This window comes from Janthinobacterium sp. B9-8 (genome assembly GCF_000969645.2).
Classification (GTDB): domain Bacteria; phylum Pseudomonadota; class Gammaproteobacteria; order Burkholderiales; family Chitinibacteraceae; genus Iodobacter.
In genome coordinates, this window is the sequence record NZ_CP014222.1 from 920,664 (window position 1) to 936,084 (window position 15,421).

15 protein-coding genes are annotated in these 15,421 nt (G+C 48.0%); all 15 read left to right on the top strand.

What is annotated here, in order from left to right; all coding sequences use genetic code 11:
- Nucleotides 1-430 precede the first annotated feature (430 nt).
- The gene (locus tag VN23_RS04035) at nt 431-1,150 is read left to right on the top strand and encodes an ABC transporter ATP-binding protein (protein ID WP_046349792.1); all 720 of its coding nucleotides are present in this window, start codon (nt 431-433) and stop codon (nt 1,148-1,150) included.
- On the top strand, nt 1,147-2,523 hold the full coding sequence (locus VN23_RS04040) for an ABC transporter permease (RefSeq protein WP_046349793.1): 1,377 nt from the start codon (nt 1,147-1,149) through the stop codon (nt 2,521-2,523). The genes VN23_RS04035 and VN23_RS04040 overlap by 4 nt, the downstream gene beginning before the upstream one ends.
- 10 nt (nt 2,524-2,533) lie before the next feature.
- On the top strand, nt 2,534-2,902 hold the full coding sequence (locus VN23_RS04045; RefSeq protein ID WP_052746336.1) for a DUF2306 domain-containing protein: 369 nt from the start codon (nt 2,534-2,536) through the stop codon (nt 2,900-2,902).
- 15 nt (nt 2,903-2,917) lie between these two features.
- Entirely contained in the window at nt 2,918-3,673 is a 756-nt protein-coding gene (locus VN23_RS04050) for an outer membrane lipoprotein-sorting protein (RefSeq protein ID WP_046349795.1), read from the top strand.
- A gap of 3 nt (nt 3,674-3,676) precedes the next feature.
- Nucleotides 3,677-4,855: a hypothetical protein gene (locus VN23_RS04055; protein ID WP_062654813.1), complete on the top strand. Its 1,179-nt coding sequence runs from the start codon at nt 3,677-3,679 to the stop codon at nt 4,853-4,855.
- 48 nt (nt 4,856-4,903) lie between these two features.
- A complete protein-coding gene (locus VN23_RS04060; protein WP_046349797.1) occupies nt 4,904-5,944 on the top strand; it encodes a sensor histidine kinase in 1,041 nt (346 codons plus the stop codon).
- Between the two features lie 14 nt (nt 5,945-5,958).
- Complete coding sequence (locus VN23_RS04065; protein WP_046349798.1) at nt 5,959-6,687, top strand: LytR/AlgR family response regulator transcription factor; 729 nt, start codon at nt 5,959-5,961, stop codon at nt 6,685-6,687.
- Nucleotides 6,688-7,032: 345 nt separating this feature from the next.
- Nucleotides 7,033-8,649: a methyl-accepting chemotaxis protein gene (locus tag VN23_RS04070; RefSeq protein ID WP_052746337.1), complete on the top strand. Its 1,617-nt coding sequence runs from the start codon at nt 7,033-7,035 to the stop codon at nt 8,647-8,649.
- 69 nt (nt 8,650-8,718) lie between these two features.
- Nucleotides 8,719-9,609: a DMT family transporter gene (locus VN23_RS04075; protein ID WP_197433014.1), complete on the top strand. Its 891-nt coding sequence runs from the start codon at nt 8,719-8,721 to the stop codon at nt 9,607-9,609.
- Nucleotides 9,610-9,684: 75 nt separating this feature from the next.
- Entirely contained in the window at nt 9,685-10,428 is a 744-nt protein-coding gene (gene surE, locus VN23_RS04080; RefSeq protein ID WP_046349799.1) for a 5'/3'-nucleotidase SurE, read from the top strand.
- Nucleotides 10,413-11,084, top strand: a complete 672-nt coding sequence (locus tag VN23_RS04085; protein WP_046349800.1) for a protein-L-isoaspartate(D-aspartate) O-methyltransferase — start codon at nt 10,413-10,415, stop codon at nt 11,082-11,084. Before surE ends, VN23_RS04085 begins: the two co-directional genes overlap by 16 nt.
- A 118-nt stretch (nt 11,085-11,202) precedes the next feature.
- A complete protein-coding gene (locus tag VN23_RS04090) occupies nt 11,203-12,210 on the top strand; it encodes a peptidoglycan DD-metalloendopeptidase family protein (RefSeq protein ID WP_046349801.1) in 1,008 nt (335 codons plus the stop codon).
- On the top strand, nt 12,207-13,172 hold the full coding sequence (gene rpoS / locus VN23_RS04095) for an RNA polymerase sigma factor RpoS (RefSeq protein WP_046349802.1): 966 nt from the start codon (nt 12,207-12,209) through the stop codon (nt 13,170-13,172). The genes VN23_RS04090 and rpoS overlap by 4 nt, the downstream gene beginning before the upstream one ends.
- A 210-nt stretch (nt 13,173-13,382) precedes the next feature.
- On the top strand, nt 13,383-13,841 hold the full coding sequence (locus tag VN23_RS04100; protein ID WP_052746338.1) for a cache domain-containing protein: 459 nt from the start codon (nt 13,383-13,385) through the stop codon (nt 13,839-13,841).
- Nucleotides 13,842-13,871: 30 nt separating this feature from the next.
- Nucleotides 13,872-15,401 (top strand): methyl-accepting chemotaxis protein, encoded by a 1,530-nt coding sequence (locus VN23_RS04105; protein ID WP_046349803.1) that lies wholly within the window; start codon nt 13,872-13,874, stop codon nt 15,399-15,401.
- Nucleotides 15,402-15,421: the final 20 nt, after the last annotated feature.

The window sequence follows — 15,421 nt, forward strand, 5'->3', positions numbered from 1 at the left end:
GCGTACTCCAAAGTTTGTCTTTGCGTTAAGGCAGTGACAGCTAGGCAAGAAAGGCGGGGCAGAGAAATCAGGAGCGACGCCATCGTGGTTTATTGGAGTAAAAGTCCATAGTGCTCTGAAAAGTGAGGCGTTAACCCTGATTTTTGCCGATCTTGACTGAAATGGTCAACCTTATTGATGTGTTCAGTTTGAAAATAGCCGGATTAAGGCCTCGTCAGCTGCGCCATTGTGCATAAAGCGCATATCGCTTGCGCTTTAAATTCGCCTCATCTCGCAAGGTGGCGTTCAAAGCACGTTGAGTACCTTATTGCCCGAGTATTTCATCCTTATTTTTTACGCTTTATTTCTCTTGGTGGCGCTTTATCACATTGGCTGAAAGCGAGCAGAAAGGCCGCATATATTGATGGCATTCCCTTAATGAGGACTGCTCATGTACCCCGTTATCTTAAAACAGGTTAGTAAGCACTATCGCCTAGGCTCGGTGGATGTGCCCGCTTTGCAAGAGGTCAATCTCGTTATTTACCCCAACCGCTTTACGGTGATTGCTGGTCAGTCCGGCAGTGGTAAAAGCACGTTACTGAATTTGATCGGCTGCATTGATCGCGCCGATCAGGGGGATGTGATTGTGGCGGGGCAATATATAGCACAGCTACCTGATGATGCATTGGCTGATTTTAGAGCGCGACATCTGGGTTTTATTTTTCAGAATTTCAATTTATTAGCGGTGTTGTCTGCGTTTGAAAATGTGGAATACCCGCTGCGCATGCTGAATATTCCGGCAGCCAAACGCAGAACCCGTGTGATGGATTTACTGGATGCGGTGGGGTTGGCTGATAAAGCACATCATCGCCCAGGGCAGCTTTCCGGCGGACAAAGACAAAGAGTAGCCATTGCACGAGCACTGGCCCCAGCGCCGCAATTGGTGCTGGCCGACGAGCCAACGGCCAATCTGGATAGCCAGACCGGCAAGGCGATTTTGCAATTGATGCGCCGTATGCAGCTGGAGCATCAGGTGAGCTTTGTTTTTTCTTCGCATGATCCGCAGGTATTGGCCGAGGCTGATGATGCCGTTTTGATTCGCGACGGGCGAATTGTGTCTGTAGAGCAGCGTGACCGGTCTGCAGTGAAAAAGCAGGAGGTGCTGGTGTGAATATCTTCTCTTTAGCGTTGCGTAATCTTTTACGCAATTATCGCCGCTCGCTGGCCACGCTGCTGGCGATGCTGGTGGGGGCGGTCACCATCTTATTATTCGGTGGATATAGCCAGGATCTAAATCTGGGCTTGCAAACTGGCTTTGTACAAAGCAGTGGCCATTTGCAAATTCAGCATAAAGATTACTTTCTGTATGGCAACGGCAATCCGGCGGCTTACGGAATTGCCCATTACCCGGCGCTGCTCAGTGTGCTGAAAAAAGACCCTGTGCTAGCACCCATGTTGAATGTCATTACGCCCACTCTGAGCTTGGGCGGTATTGCAGGGAATTATTCGGCGGGTGTTTCACGCACCGTGCTTGGGCGCGGGGTGGTGGTGGAAGATCAGAACAAGCTAGGGCTTTGGAATGATTATGATTTTCCTATTACGCCCAAGCAATCAGCGCTGACGGGCACATCAGAAGATTCGGTGGTAATAGGTACGGGTGTGGCGCGGGTATTGGCTTTGTGCGGCGCTTTGCACGTTAAAAATTGCCCGCAGCCTGCCGCTGAAGCAAACAGTGGCTCGGATGCGCCTGCTGATGTGATGGCTCTGTCGGAAGGGACGGGCAGTAAAGCCGCTACGGGGCGTATTGAAATGTTGGCGGCTAATTCGCATGGCGCGCCCAATGTGGCGGCTTTAACGGTGGTGAAGGCAGAAACCATTGGCGTGAAAGAGCTGGACGATATGTTTGTGGGCCTGCATTTATCACAGGCCCAAAAGTTGATTTATGGCGCGGGCACGCCGCAGGTGACGGCGATTGTATTGCAGCTTAAGCACAGCAGCCAAATGGCGGCAGCCAGAGCGCGCTTGGCGGTACTAATGGCTGGGCCGCTTAAAGCGCAGCCGCTAGAGGTGCTGGATTACACCGTGATTAATCCGCAATATGGGCAAATTACGGGCATGTTTGCCGCCATCTTTGGCTTTATCGCCTTACTGATAGGCTCGATTGTGCTGTTTACCGTGAGCAATACCATGAGCATGGCCGTGGTGGAGCGGACGGTAGAAATTGGCACTTTACGCGCCATCGGGCTGCGTCAGTCTGGCATTCGCCGCTTATTTGTCTGTGAGGGCGTGCTCCTTGGGGCGATGGGGGCCATTACCGGTGTGCTTGCCGCTCTCGTTTTAGCCTGGCTGGTGAATCACAGTGGCTTGACTTGGACGCCGCCGGGCAATGTTGATCCAATTCCTTTGACAGTGCGGGTTTGGGGCGAGAGCAAGATGCTGTTTACTACCGCGTTTGGGCTAGTGGGGGTGGCTTTATTATCGGCATGGTGGCCAGCCAGACGCGCCGCTCAGCTTAATATTGTGGATGCCTTACGGCACGCATAGGGGTCAAGAGATGAGCCTCTTATATTTACATATTGTGTTTGCCTTGGCTGCCCTGCTGATGGGGGCGGCGGTGTTATGCCTGCCTAAGGGCTCGCCTCGGCACCGATTGATGGGCAGAACGTGGATGGCCTTGATGGGCGTCACGGCGATTTCCTCTTTTGGCTTGTCGGGTCTGTGGGCTGGCTATCGTTTTAGCCCGATACATTTATTGTCGGTATGGGTGTTGATTTGCATTGTGGTGGCGATTCGCGCCGCTAGAGCTGGGCAAATTAAGCGGCATCGGAGATTTGTTTTGGGTAGCTATCTGGGCTTGTTGGGGGCAGGGGCTGCGACTTTGCTGCCGGGTCGGTTGATTTATACGTTTTTGTTTGCTGCTTAGACGGAAGGGATTGTGATGAAATTATTGATTGTTTTAGGCCTTTTAATCAGCAGCGCTAGTTTTGCCGCCGTGGATGCTCAGGCTTTGCTGGCGGCTAGCGATGCGATTCGTAATCCGACTCAGTCTTTTGGCCTGAGTTCTACGCTGATCGAATATCGAAAAGGCAAAGAAACCGATAGAAATACGCTGGCGATTTATTCACGGCCGGATGGCGGGCGCTTTCGTAACTTGATTCGCTTTGTGGCACCTATTCGCGATACCGGCAAATTGATGCTTAAAGATGGCAATGATCTGTGGTTTTATGATCCGGCCAGCAAAGCCAGCGTGAGGATTTCACCCCAGCAACGTTTACTGGGGCAGGCGGCGAATGGCGATGTGCTGACGGTTAATTTGGCGCTCGATTACCGTGCAGAGCTAGTGGGGGAGGAGGAAATACAGGATGGGGACCGTAAAAAGCGGGCTTGTTACAAGCTGAAACTTAAAGCGATTTCACCGGATCTTACTTATCACTCGATTGAAATGTGGCTGGATAAAACCAGTAAGCAGCCGGTTAAATCCTTATTTTATACAGAGAGCGGGCGCTTATTAAAAACGGCTTATTTCCGCCGCTATCAGCCTCAGCTGGGGGCTGAGCGCCCGAGTGAAACGGTGATTATTGATGGTTTGGACCCAGCTTGGGTCACGGTGATTAAAAACAGCGATTATGCTTGGCGCGATGTACCAGAAAGCTGGTTGCAGCGAGATTATCTACCCCGCTTTAAGCCGGAGTAAGCGATGAAATGGCTTATTGGCTTGCTGTGTTCAGCAGCATTCGCCAGCGATCAGGACGCTTTGCTGCTGGCGGATCAGACTTCGGCAGCGCCTGTGGAAAGCAGCGATTGGCTGCTGTCGGTGGAAGGCGCGTGGGGAAGGGCGCGTTTGGAGCATGGGTATGAAAATACACAGCGCCGGTCTTTGGATTTTCGCCTGGATACCCGGCTGGCCGCCGATTGGCGCGTGGTGCTGGCGGATCGGCTCGATGGTTTCGGGCCAGGCTGGCAAGATCCGAAAAGCAAGGTAAATACTTTAAAAGAAGCGTATGTAAGCTGGCAGCCGGTGGACGATATGATCCTGGATTTTGGCCGTATCAATACCCGCTACGGCGTGGGGCTGGGCTATAACCCGAGCGATTATTTTAAAGAAGGAGCGGTCAGGTCGGTGGTTTCGGTGGCCCCTGCCAGCTTGCGGGAAAATCGCCAGGGTAGTGTGATGTTGCGTGGGCAAAAGCTCTGGGCAGGCGGGGCGTTCACCGCGTTGATTTCGCCGAAATTGGCGAATTATGCAGATCGTGATGCATTTAGCCTTGATGGGGGGGCAAGCAACCCGCGCAATCGTTATTTGCTGGCACTGAGTCAGAATGGGGCGATTTCTTCACAATTCTTAATCTTTGGCGACGCGGATTCGCAGCCACAGCTCGGGCTTAATTTAACCGGCTTACTTAATGATGCAACGGTGCTGCATGCCGAGCTTAGTACGGCCAAAGAAGGTGGGCGCGTTTATCGTCTGGTGAGCGGGCTGACTTGGACATCTGAATCCAAGCTTTCGCTTAGCTTGGAATATCAGTACGATGGCGGAGCTAAAAACGCAGCAGAGTGGCAGGCTTTGCAAGGGAGGCCATTGCAAGACTATTGGCGTTATCGCAGCGAGGTGCAGTCACGTCAGTCTATGCTCACTCGGCAAGCCACCATGGCTCAGGCTCGTTGGCCGGATTTAATGCCCCAGCTGGAGCTGGCGGCGATGTGGCGGCATGATTTAATTGATAGTAGTGATATGGCGTGGTTTGAGGCGCGTTATCACTTTAAAACGGTTGATGTGGCTTGGGAATGGCAGCTTAATCGCGGGAATGCGCTCAGTCAGTACGGCGCTTTGCCCGAGAGGCGATCAAGCAGTTTGTCATTAAAGTATTTCTTTTAGCGGTGTCTGACGCTTTTTACCTGATCTTTTTAAACAGTAGCCACAACCATGATTAATTTTCCACTGTTACTGGCGCGCTGGTGGCGTGATTTACCCGTTTTATTGGTGGTGAACACCCTGATTGCCGTTTTATGCACTTTATCGAGTAAGCCCGAATATTTTCTGGATAACTTACTGATTTCGCATTCAATCGGTTTTAGTATTTCTGCGCTGAATACGCTCGCTTTTTGCTCGGGTGGTGGCATGGGCGGGCATCGTTTATGGCGCTTGATTGTGGTGCTGCCACTGGGCTTATTCTGTGGTTTTAAGCTGGCCTATTTTTTAGGTGCGCCCGATGTTATTAGTTATTTTTGGCTCAATCCGCAGTATCAATGGCGCTGGATTGCCTTGGCTTTTCTGGTGTCGGTGGCCGCAACGGGTTTTTTCTTCGTGCTTTATCGCTCGCAAACGTATCGCGCCCAGCTGGCGACAGAGCAGCAGCAGCTGGCAGAAGTGCGGCAATCTGAAATCGCCGCGCAATTGGCCATGCTGCAAGCGCAAATCGAGCCGCATTTCTTATTTAATACTTTGGCGAATATGCGTAGCCTGATTACCCGCGATGCGGCGCTTGCACAAACCATGCTCGATCATTTAAATGATTATTTGCGAGCCAGCTTAAGCCGCACACGTAAAAAGCAAGTCACGCTGGCTGAAGAGCTGGATTTAGTCAGTGCTTTGCTGGCCATCACAAAAATCCGCCTTGGCGATCGTTTGCAATACCAGATCGATGTGCCTGTCGATTTACAAGCTGCGCTCTTGCCGCCGCTGCTTTTGCAGCCTTTAGTAGAAAATGCTTTAGAGCATGGCATTGAGCCTGCAATCGCGGGTGGCGAGCTGCATATTGTGGCGGATGTCTTTGAAAAACTACTGCGCTTACGGGTCTATGATACGGGCTTGGGTTTGCAAACGGCCGGGGAAGAGGGCGTGGGCCTGCCGAATGTACGTAAGCGCTTAGAAAACTTATATGGCAAGCAGGGGCGTTTGGCGCTTTATCCCAATGTACCCTGTGGTGTGATTGCTGAATTAACCCTGCCTTTGAATAAAATTTGAGCGAAGGAAACCCCATGCCCACCGCTTTAATCGCCGACGATGAGCCGTTGCTTGCCAGCAGCCTTGCAGAGCGCTTGCAAGTGCTTTGGCCGGATTTAAATATTGTGGCCGTGGTAAAGAACGGGCTGGAAGCGGTGAGTGAGCTTAATCGTCTCTCGCCTGATTTTGCTTTTTTAGATATCCGCATGCCTGGCCTAAGCGGCTTGCAGGTGGCCAGCACTTTGCGTGATACGCGGGTGGTGTTTGTTACCGCATTTGATGAATATGCGATTTCAGCGTTTGATAATTCGGCGCTTGATTACCTGTTAAAGCCGGTGAGTGATGACCGGCTTTTGCAATGCGTGACTCGTTTGCAAAGGGAGCGTAAGCCGCAGTTTGATTTCAATGCTCTATTGAGCAGCATACAAAAAGAAGCGGCTCCGCTGGCATGGCTGACTGTGGGTCTGGGAGATGTGACGCGCTTGGTGGCGGTGGATGAGGTGCTGTTTTTTCAATCGGCGGATAAATACACCGAGGTGGTAACTGCGCATGAGCGGCATTTAATCCGGACTTCTTTAAAAGATTTATTGCCGCAATTACAAGCTAAAAGTTTTGCTCAAGTGCATCGGGCTTATATCGTGAATTTGCATGTGGTTGCGCGTATTGAGCGGGATATTCTTGGGCGGCAGCGTATTGAGCTTAAAAATAGTCAACACACCTTACCTTTAAGCCGTAGTTTTGCGGCGCAATTCAGGCAAATGTAGTTTTGTTAATCCATTGAGTAATAAGTAAGTGTCGTTGTGACGCTTGAATGCCTCTGCGGATGTTGCGTTTTTATTGAGTTTTAAAGTTATTTTTTTCAAAACAGCAAATTCTTATGTACCCCGCTAAGGCTGTTCTAGCTTAGAATCTCAGCTCTGATAAAAATATTGAGTTTTTTTGCTGCTTGTCGAACGTTATGTTCGTCATGAGTAAAGGCCTGATTTAAGCGTAATCAATATTTTGTGGTGAGTAGCCGTTTATTTACTCCGCAAAGCATGGAATAGAGCCCAATCTGGTTTTTGCACAGCAAAACAATCTTAAGTCTGATCGCTGCCAGGGGTTTGATAATGAATATTTCACAACGTTTAACTGCGTTAATCGCAGTTGCGTTACTTTCTTTGCTGTCAGTTATGCTGCTGGGCGTATCCAAGCTGAATGATCAGGCTGCGCGTTTAAAGTATATTTCTGAACACTCAATGCAAAGCGCTTTATTGGCTAATCGAATTGCTAATGATCTGAATCAAAATCGTATTGTTTTATTTGTGCATATTTTGTCTTCTAAAGATCAGGAAAAAGCAGAAATTGTTAAATTTGTCTCGGCGAATCGTGATTTGCTGACGAAAAATATCAATGCCTATAGCCAGCTGGTATCCGAGCAAGAGGATGGTGCGCTCTATAAGCAATTACAAGCGGCATACCATGATTACGATCAGCTTTATATGAATGCGATTAAATTATCAGATGATCGCGATTTTACGGCTGCATTTGAGCTGGCGAATGCCACAGGGTTTTCTAAATTTACCGCGGTGATTGAGCCGGTAAAAGGCTTGGTTAAATTTAATGAAGACCATGCTAAAAAGCTGATTATTGAGGCTGAATCAGCTAATTCTAAATCAGTGGTATTGTTTTTGATGATTTCTGGTTTGGGTGTGGTCTTGGTTTCCTTTATTGGCGCATTGATTTACCGGGCAATTAAAAAGCCAATGACAGAGAGCCTGGCGGCATTGTCTTATATTGAAAAAAATCTTGATTTTACTGGCCGTATTCCCGTTAGTGGTCATGATGAAATTAGCCAGTTGGTTAAAGCGGTTAATCATATTTTAGAAACGGTACAAAAAAGTTTTGTGAGCATCGAGCAATCAATTAAAAAAATGTCAGGCTCGGCGATTGAAGTGTCGGCAAATACCCGGCAGCTTACAAAAATTTCTGCAGTATCAAGTGAATCAGCTGCGCATATGGCCGCAACAGTTGAAGAAGTTACAGTAAGTATTAATCATGTGGCCGAGCGCGCTAGAGACACCAAGGCGCACACTCAGGATTCCGGTCGTTTAGCCAGCGATGGTGAGCGCGTAATTAATACAACGGTGACAGAAATTGATGCGATCGCGGGCACGGTGCGTGAAGCTTCGGCAGAAATGAGCGATTTGCAGCTTAAAAGCAATCAGATCCGCACCGTAGTGAATGAAATTAAAGAAATTGCCGATCAGACCAATTTATTGGCCTTGAATGCAGCAATTGAGGCGGCAAGGGCAGGAGAGCTGGGGCGCGGCTTTGCCGTGGTAGCCGATGAGGTGCGTAAATTAGCCGAGCGTACCAGTCGCTCTACTCAGGAAATTGCTAATACGGTGAGCGCTATTCAGGAGGGCTCGGACAGAGCGGTGGCGCGGATGCGGCAAGTGGTGTTGCAGGTTGAAGAAGGCGTGGCCCATGCGCGGGATGCAGGCTCGGCCATTGCTAATATCCGTGTGGCTTCAAATTTAGTGGTTAATTACGTCGTGGATATTTCTGAAGCTTTGGTTGAGCAGAGTAGTGCCAGCACGGCAATGGCACAGCAGGTTGAAAAAATTGCACATATGTCTGAGCAAACAAATGATGCGGCTGTGCAATCAGCGATATCGGCAGATCAGTTGCAGCAATTAATTGAAACGGTACAAAAAACGATTTCTGGCTACCGACTTTATTAATAAACAGGCGATTGTATGCAATAAGCCCCGTTCAAATGGGGCTTATTGCTATTTAATTTTGGAGGGTTAATGTTGCAGCGGCTAAAACAATCGAGTTCTTTCTGGATGATTCTGGCTTGTTTTTGCTTTGGAATCATGGGTGTTTTTGTGAAAATGGGCAGTGTGCAGTTTTCTATTTCGGAGCTGGTTTTTTATCGCTGTATTGCAGGGTTTATTGGTATTTTATTTGTGGTGATGTTGCAAGGTAATACATTAAAAGTAAGCTTGCCTATGCTGAAATTGCATATGTCCCGTTGTGTGGCTGGTTTTGTTGCATTATTGTTTTATTTTTATGCGATTGCTCATCTTGCCTTGCCTACAGCGGTGACGCTCAGCTATACCTCGCCCTTATTCTTAACGTTAATTACCATCTTTTATCTAAAGCAAAAACCGCAAAGCGGCCAGATTCTCGCCATAATGATTGGTTTTGTGGGGGTGGTGCTCTTGCTAAAGCCTACCTTTGAAAGCGCGCAATGGCAGGCAGGTTTACTGGGTTTGCTCTCTGGCCTGCTGTCCGGAGTGGCTTATTTTAATGTGAATAAATTGGGTCAGGCGGGTGAGCCTGCATGGCGTACGGTTTTTTACTTTTCTCTGGTTTCATCTTTAGGTGCGGCTGTATTAATGGGGCTGCAAGATGAGCCTTTAACTATGCTGGACAGTCGAAATATTTGGATTGTGCTTGGTTTGGGGGTTTCTGCCACTGTTGCACAGTTGGCGATGACGCGCGCATATAGCCGGGGCAAGACGCTGGCAGTGGCAAGCCTCGCTTATCTGACGGTGCTGTTTGCTACCCTATTTGCTGTATTGCTATGGGATGAGCAGCTTCATTTGTCCAGTTATATCGCCATGGCTTTGATTGCGGCATGTGGCATATTATCAAGCGCCTTGAAAATGAATAAAAGTGTTAGCCTGAGCCCCTGACAGGGGGCTTTATAAAAAATGTATTGCCCGCTGGCTTGCTGTCGTTGATGACGTGCGGCGTTTAAGGAGAAATTCATGCGATTTTTGTTGTCGAATGACGATGGTTATTTTGCCCCTGGTATTGTTGCACTTGCAGATGCTTTACGTGAAGAAGGTGAGGTGATTGTCTGCGCGCCAGAGAGGGATCGCAGCGGGGCGAGTAATTCACTGACTTTGGATCGCCCCTTAAGCGTTCGTAAAGCACCGAGTGGTTTTTTATATGTAAACGGTACGCCAACCGATTGTGTTCATCTGGCCGCAACGGGCCTGATGGAATCTTTGCCTGATATGGTCGTTTCAGGGATTAATCATGGCGCGAATATGGGTGATGATACGATTTACTCCGGCACGGTGGCCGCGGCTACAGAAGGGCATCTATTAGGCGTGCCTGCGATGGCGATTTCTTTGGCGTCGCGTAACCCGCAGCACTTTGCTACGGCCGCTCAGGTTGCCAGAGATTTAGTGCAGCGCTTTATCGCATCCCCATTTGCCTCGCCCGTTTTATTAAATGTGAATGTACCGGATATCCCTTACGCAGAATTAAAAGGGGTGTTAATGACGCGTTTGGGGCGTCGACATAAATCCTCCGGCGTGATTCAATCCAAAAATCCGCGCGGCGAAACCATTTGGTGGGTAGGGCCGGTGGGGGAAGTGTCCCATGCGGGTGAAGGGACTGATTTTTATGCTGTAGCCCATGGCTATGTCTCTGTGACTCCTTTGTCGGTTGATTTAACCGCTAAATCTCAACTTGATCTTGTCTCTACATGGCTATCCGATTAAATATTGCCGCCTTAGGCGGTGCAGGCATGACCTCTGCTCGAACCCGTGCGAGGCTGGTTGAGCGTTTAAAAGCGCAGGGTATCAGCCATCCTGCGGTGCTTGCTGCGATGGCCGAAGTGCCCCGTCACGGTTTTATGGATGAGGCGCTGGCGCATAAAGCCTATGACGATGTGTCATTGCCAATTGGCTTTGGCCAGACTATCTCACAACCCTATATTGTGGCTCGTATGACCGAGCTGGCGATGGCTGCGGCTCAGCACGATAAAGTGCTGGAAATCGGCACGGGTTGCGGCTACCAAACAACTGTTCTGGCTTTATTGTTCAAAACGGTTTATTCCATAGAGCGGATCGGGGGCTTGCATAAAGCCACGCGTGAACGCTTGAGTAAGCTAGGGGTGCATAACGCGCGCCTGCGCCATGGAGACGGCAGCAAGGGGCTTGCTGAAGCCGCCCCCTATGATGTCATTATTATTACTGCCGCCGCGCCTATTTTGCCGGAAGATATGCTCCCCCAGCTGAAAGTAGGGGGGCGTTTGATTTTTCCGGTTGGCGAGGCCGAGCAAGAGTTGCGTCAGATTGAGCGTACAGAAGAAGGCTTTGTAGAAACGCGTTTAGAAAAAGTTCATTTTGTGCCGCTACTACCCGGTGTTGTGTAAATCTTTTTGATCAATGATCTGTGCATGACGGGCGCGATTTGCTTGCGCCCGTTGCGCTTGCGAGCTTGAGTGCTGTGAGTGGCAGTTTTGATTAATTTATAGGTAAGGAGATGAATCTGTGAATTGGCAACGTCTGTGTGCCCCTTTGGCTTTACTGCTTGGCGCGTGCGCCAGCCAACCTAGCCCCCCCGCCCCGATTGTTGATCGCAATAGCCAGCAAGCGGTAACGCCAGCCCCTCGTGTTAATGCGCCGCTTGTGCCTGCTGCAAATGCGGATCCGCGCCCGGCAGCTTACATCGTTAAAAAAGGCGATACTCTCTATCGTATCGCGCTTGATCATGGTTTGGCCTATCGTGATTTAGCGGCGTGGAATAATTTAAGCGATGTGAACGGAATCAAAATCGATCAATCCTTACGCTTAACAGCGCCCGATGGCGGCGTTGAAGTCCGGCCTTTAAAAACGGATGATGTGCAAAAAACAGACACAAAAACAGAGCTTAAGGTAGAGAATAAAAACTACCCCAAAGTAGTGAAAGTTCCCTACGGCGCACAATCAGCCAGTGCCGTGGCTGCACTCTCTGAAGGCCCTGTTGTTGCGCCAAAATTACAATCTGACAACACAAAACTACCGTCTGTCGCCGCTTCTGCCGGATCAGTGGCGCTAGGGGCTGCTGAGGTGCGGGTGGCCTCAGCTGTGAAAACAGCAGAAAAACCAAGTGTTAATGCCTCTTCTGCACCAAATAATGCCGATGAAAAGCAGGGTGATTGGGTTTGGCCTACAGCAGGAAAAGCAGTAAAAGGTTTTTCTGAGGAAAATCGCGGTATTGATATCTCTGGAAAAATAGGCCAGTCTGTAATTGCTTCAGCTAAGGGTAAGGTTGTTTACGCAGGGGCAGGTTTACGTGGCTATGGGAAAATGATTATCCTTAAGCATAATCAAGAATTCCTGACGGCATATGCAAATAACAGTAAACTTCTAGTCAAGGAAGGGGATGAGGTAAGAAAGGGGGATAAAATTGCTGAGATGGGTAATAGCGATAGTGATCAGGTCAAACTGCACTTTGAAATGCGCAGATTTGGGAAGCCGGTAGACCCTGCAAAATACATCCAAGCGGAAAAAAAATGAACGATCAGCTTGATATTCTGGAAGAGGAATTACTCGAGGAAGCCGACGATCTCGAGAAGGCCGAGCAAGAAGAGGGGGCGGAAATTGAAACCGAACCCGCTGCAGATGAAGCCGAAGCACATGTTCATGAAAGTACCGGCGACGTCACGCAGATTTATCTGAATGAAATTGGCCAAAGCAAATTACTCACCCCTGATGAAGAGCGCGCCTTATCCCGGCGCGTGGTTCAGGGAGATTTTCAGGCCCGACAAAAAATGATTGAGCACAATTTGCGCTTAGTCGTTAATATCGCCAAGCATTATATTAATCGCGGCATGACCCTGCTTGATTTAATTGAAGAAGGGAATATCGGATTAATGCACGCATTAGAAAAATTCGACCCTGAGCGGGGCTTTCGCTTTTCTACTTATGCCACGTGGTGGATCAGGCAAAGTGTAGAGCGCGCAATTATGAATCAATCACGCACTATTCGATTGCCGGTGCATGTGATTAAAGAATTAAATGTCTATTTGCGTGCTCAGCGGCATTTGGAAGCGCAATTGGGGCATGAGCCCGTGATTGAAGATATTGCGCATTTGGTGGGCAAATCAGTAGAAGATGTGCGCCGGGTAATGAGTTTAAATGAAAGAGTCGCGTCTTTAGATGCGCCTCTGGATATTGACCCGATGCTCACCATTGGTGAGTCCATTCCTGATGATCAGCACGATGGTCCTGAAGCCATATTGCAAAATGCCGAAGTAGAGCGTTATGTGCGTGAATGGTTAAAGCAGCTTAATGAAAAACAAAGAATTGTAATAGAACGCCGCTATGGCTTGAATGGTTATGAAGTCTGTACTTTAGAAGACTTGGCCGCCAATTTAAATTTAACACGCGAGCGTGTGCGGCAAATTCAGATTGAAGCATTAGAACAATTACGCCGTATCTTACGCCGGTATGGCGTAACGAGTGATGTCTTGCTCTGATCGAGAAGTACCTCTTGATTATAAAAAACCAGTGCGATCCACTGGTTTTTTTTATTGCCTGATTTCTTGAAAATGATTGCAAATGCTTATTTTCACTTAAGCAAGGGTGAAGGTAAAACCGTGCCGCTTGCGATGACATAGATTTGAAGGCAGAGATCAGCTATACCGTGATTCATCCTCCTGCTATTTTTTATCAATAGGGAAATAGAGATGAAAGTCATGATAGGGCTGGTTTTGCTGTTGATGATGATGCCCGCTATCGCGAAAGAGGATGAACGAGGCGGGCGGGCGGATGCAGAAAACATGGTTAAAAAAGCCATTGCCTATCTCAATGTAAATGGTCCGGTGAAAAGTTTTGCGGCCTTTACTGCACCCAGCCAGGCTTTTGTGGATAAAGATATTTATATTGCCGTCTATGATCGGCAGGGTGTTTGCCGTGCGCATGGGCAAACAGCAAAAATGGTAGGGAAAAATTTCATGAATATCGTGGATATCAGTGGCAAAGAATATATAAAAGAAAGAATTAAATTAGCAGCTAGTCAGCAGGAATTCTGGCATCAATATAAGTTTACTGATCCTATTAGCAAAAAAATATTAAAAAAAGATATGTTCTGTAAAAATAACAATGAGTTTATATTGTGTGCGGGCATTTATTTTCCGGATAAATAATTAAATCAGGGAAGGCCAAGGTTTTGAGTGATGAAAATATCCATTAAATATAAAGTAATGCTCCCCGCTTTATTATCTATTGGCCTCTTGCTCGGCATCGCCACGGTGGCTTATTTATGGGTGGGCCGTCAAGTGCAGGCAACTGAGCTGCTTTATGATACAAACTATAAAAAGAGCCATGCCCTGAATAGAATTGCCAATGATGCTTATATGATCAGGGGCGATGTTTATCAGCTATTGGCGAGTATCAGATCTAATAATGATCAGGCCCGCAGCCGGGTGCTTGGCAAGGCGCTGATTAGCAAACTGGATGATGCTATTGAAAAAATAGGGCAGGTGGGGGTGGATGAATTAGGCGCAGATCGGGTTAGCCAGCTAAAAAATGCCTTATACAAGTATAGAATGCTGCTGATTGATGCCTTTGATATGTTTGGCAATGATGATAATTTGGCTGGAATGATTGTACTTTCGGCAGACCCCAGCTTTGTTGCATTTAATGTTTTGCTGCGTCAGGAGCTGGAATTGCAAAACAAAAACATGGCTGAGCAGCAAGAAAAAAATACCCAGCACAGAGAGCAATCCAGCCGTCGTTTTATTTTATTATCGGTGGCTGCACTTTGTTTTTCCTTACTGAGTGCATGGTTTCTGGGGGGGCGTCTTTCCGCCATGATTATTCATTTCTCTGAAAATATCCGCCATTGTGCTCAAGGTGATCTGAGCCATGAAATGATTAAAAAGAGTGATGATGAAATTGGCGCTGCGATTGAATCATTTGAATATATGCGGAAAAATTTAATTGGCTTGATTGCTGCGATACAGGATCAGGCGGATAGAGTGGGGGATTTAGTGGCACAAATTAATTTAAGTTGTGATGAAACGTTGCAACAAAGCCATCACCAATCGCAAATGATGAGTAATAATTTTGGCACATTAGAAGCCCTGTCAGGCAGCATTAGTCTGGTGGGGAATATAGGCAATGACGCAGCACACAAATTTAATGAAATGCAGCAAAGAACGCTAGGCATATTAAATACCAGTGGTAAGCAGCTTGATCGCTCTCTGGAAATTAAAAAAATTGTTTTCCTGATTGAAAAAATAGCAGAGAAAACAAATTTGCTTGCTTTAAATGCTGCAATAGAAGCGGCAAGAGCCGGAGAAAAGGGCAGGGGATTTGGCGTGGTGGCGGCAGAAGTAAGACGGCTTGCGGAACAAACGGCCGTGGCGACCTTAGAAATTGGAAAGCTTATCCACGATGATGGGATCAGTGCAGATGCTGCTGAAGCCAATAACGAAGCTGGAAAAGGCCAGTTGAAAATTGAGCAAATTATTCAGCAAATTAATCACGAGGCTGATCAGTTTAAAGCAGATTTAAATGAATTAAACCTAGCGATGGATCAGCAAATTAAATCGGTGCAGAGTGTTTCCGAAACGATGGCTCTTTTTTTGCAGCAAACGCGATCAACACAAAATATCACTACCTTAACGGCTGAACACGCCAAAGCACTAAAAGCCAGCGCAGAGCCATTATTAAACGCAATTGGGCGTTTCTCTGTGCATTAGCTGCTTTACTAAAGAGCGTA

Excerpts from the sequence above, each read along its gene's own strand:
- rpoS (WP_046349802.1), top strand. The coding sequence starts at position 12,207 with ATGAACGATCAGCTTGATATTCTGGAAGAGGAATTACTCGAGGAAGCC.
- VN23_RS04105 (WP_046349803.1), top strand. The coding sequence starts at position 13,872 with ATGAAAATATCCATTAAATATAAAGTAATGCTCCCCGCTTTATTATCT.
- VN23_RS04035 (WP_046349792.1), top strand. The coding sequence starts at position 431 with ATGTACCCCGTTATCTTAAAACAGGTTAGTAAGCACTATCGCCTAGGC.
- VN23_RS04060 (WP_046349797.1), top strand. The coding sequence starts at position 4,904 with ATGATTAATTTTCCACTGTTACTGGCGCGCTGGTGGCGTGATTTACCC.
- VN23_RS04050 (WP_046349795.1), top strand. The coding sequence starts at position 2,918 with ATGAAATTATTGATTGTTTTAGGCCTTTTAATCAGCAGCGCTAGTTTT.
- VN23_RS04055 (WP_062654813.1), top strand. The coding sequence starts at position 3,677 with ATGAAATGGCTTATTGGCTTGCTGTGTTCAGCAGCATTCGCCAGCGAT.
- VN23_RS04070 (WP_052746337.1), top strand. The coding sequence starts at position 7,033 with ATGAATATTTCACAACGTTTAACTGCGTTAATCGCAGTTGCGTTACTT.
- VN23_RS04045 (WP_052746336.1), top strand. The coding sequence starts at position 2,534 with ATGAGCCTCTTATATTTACATATTGTGTTTGCCTTGGCTGCCCTGCTG.
- surE (WP_046349799.1), top strand. The coding sequence starts at position 9,685 with ATGCGATTTTTGTTGTCGAATGACGATGGTTATTTTGCCCCTGGTATT.
- VN23_RS04065 (WP_046349798.1), top strand. The coding sequence starts at position 5,959 with ATGCCCACCGCTTTAATCGCCGACGATGAGCCGTTGCTTGCCAGCAGC.
- VN23_RS04100 (WP_052746338.1), top strand. The coding sequence starts at position 13,383 with ATGAAAGTCATGATAGGGCTGGTTTTGCTGTTGATGATGATGCCCGCT.
- VN23_RS04075 (WP_197433014.1), top strand. The coding sequence starts at position 8,719 with ATGTTGCAGCGGCTAAAACAATCGAGTTCTTTCTGGATGATTCTGGCT.
- VN23_RS04085 (WP_046349800.1), top strand. The coding sequence starts at position 10,413 with ATGGCTATCCGATTAAATATTGCCGCCTTAGGCGGTGCAGGCATGACC.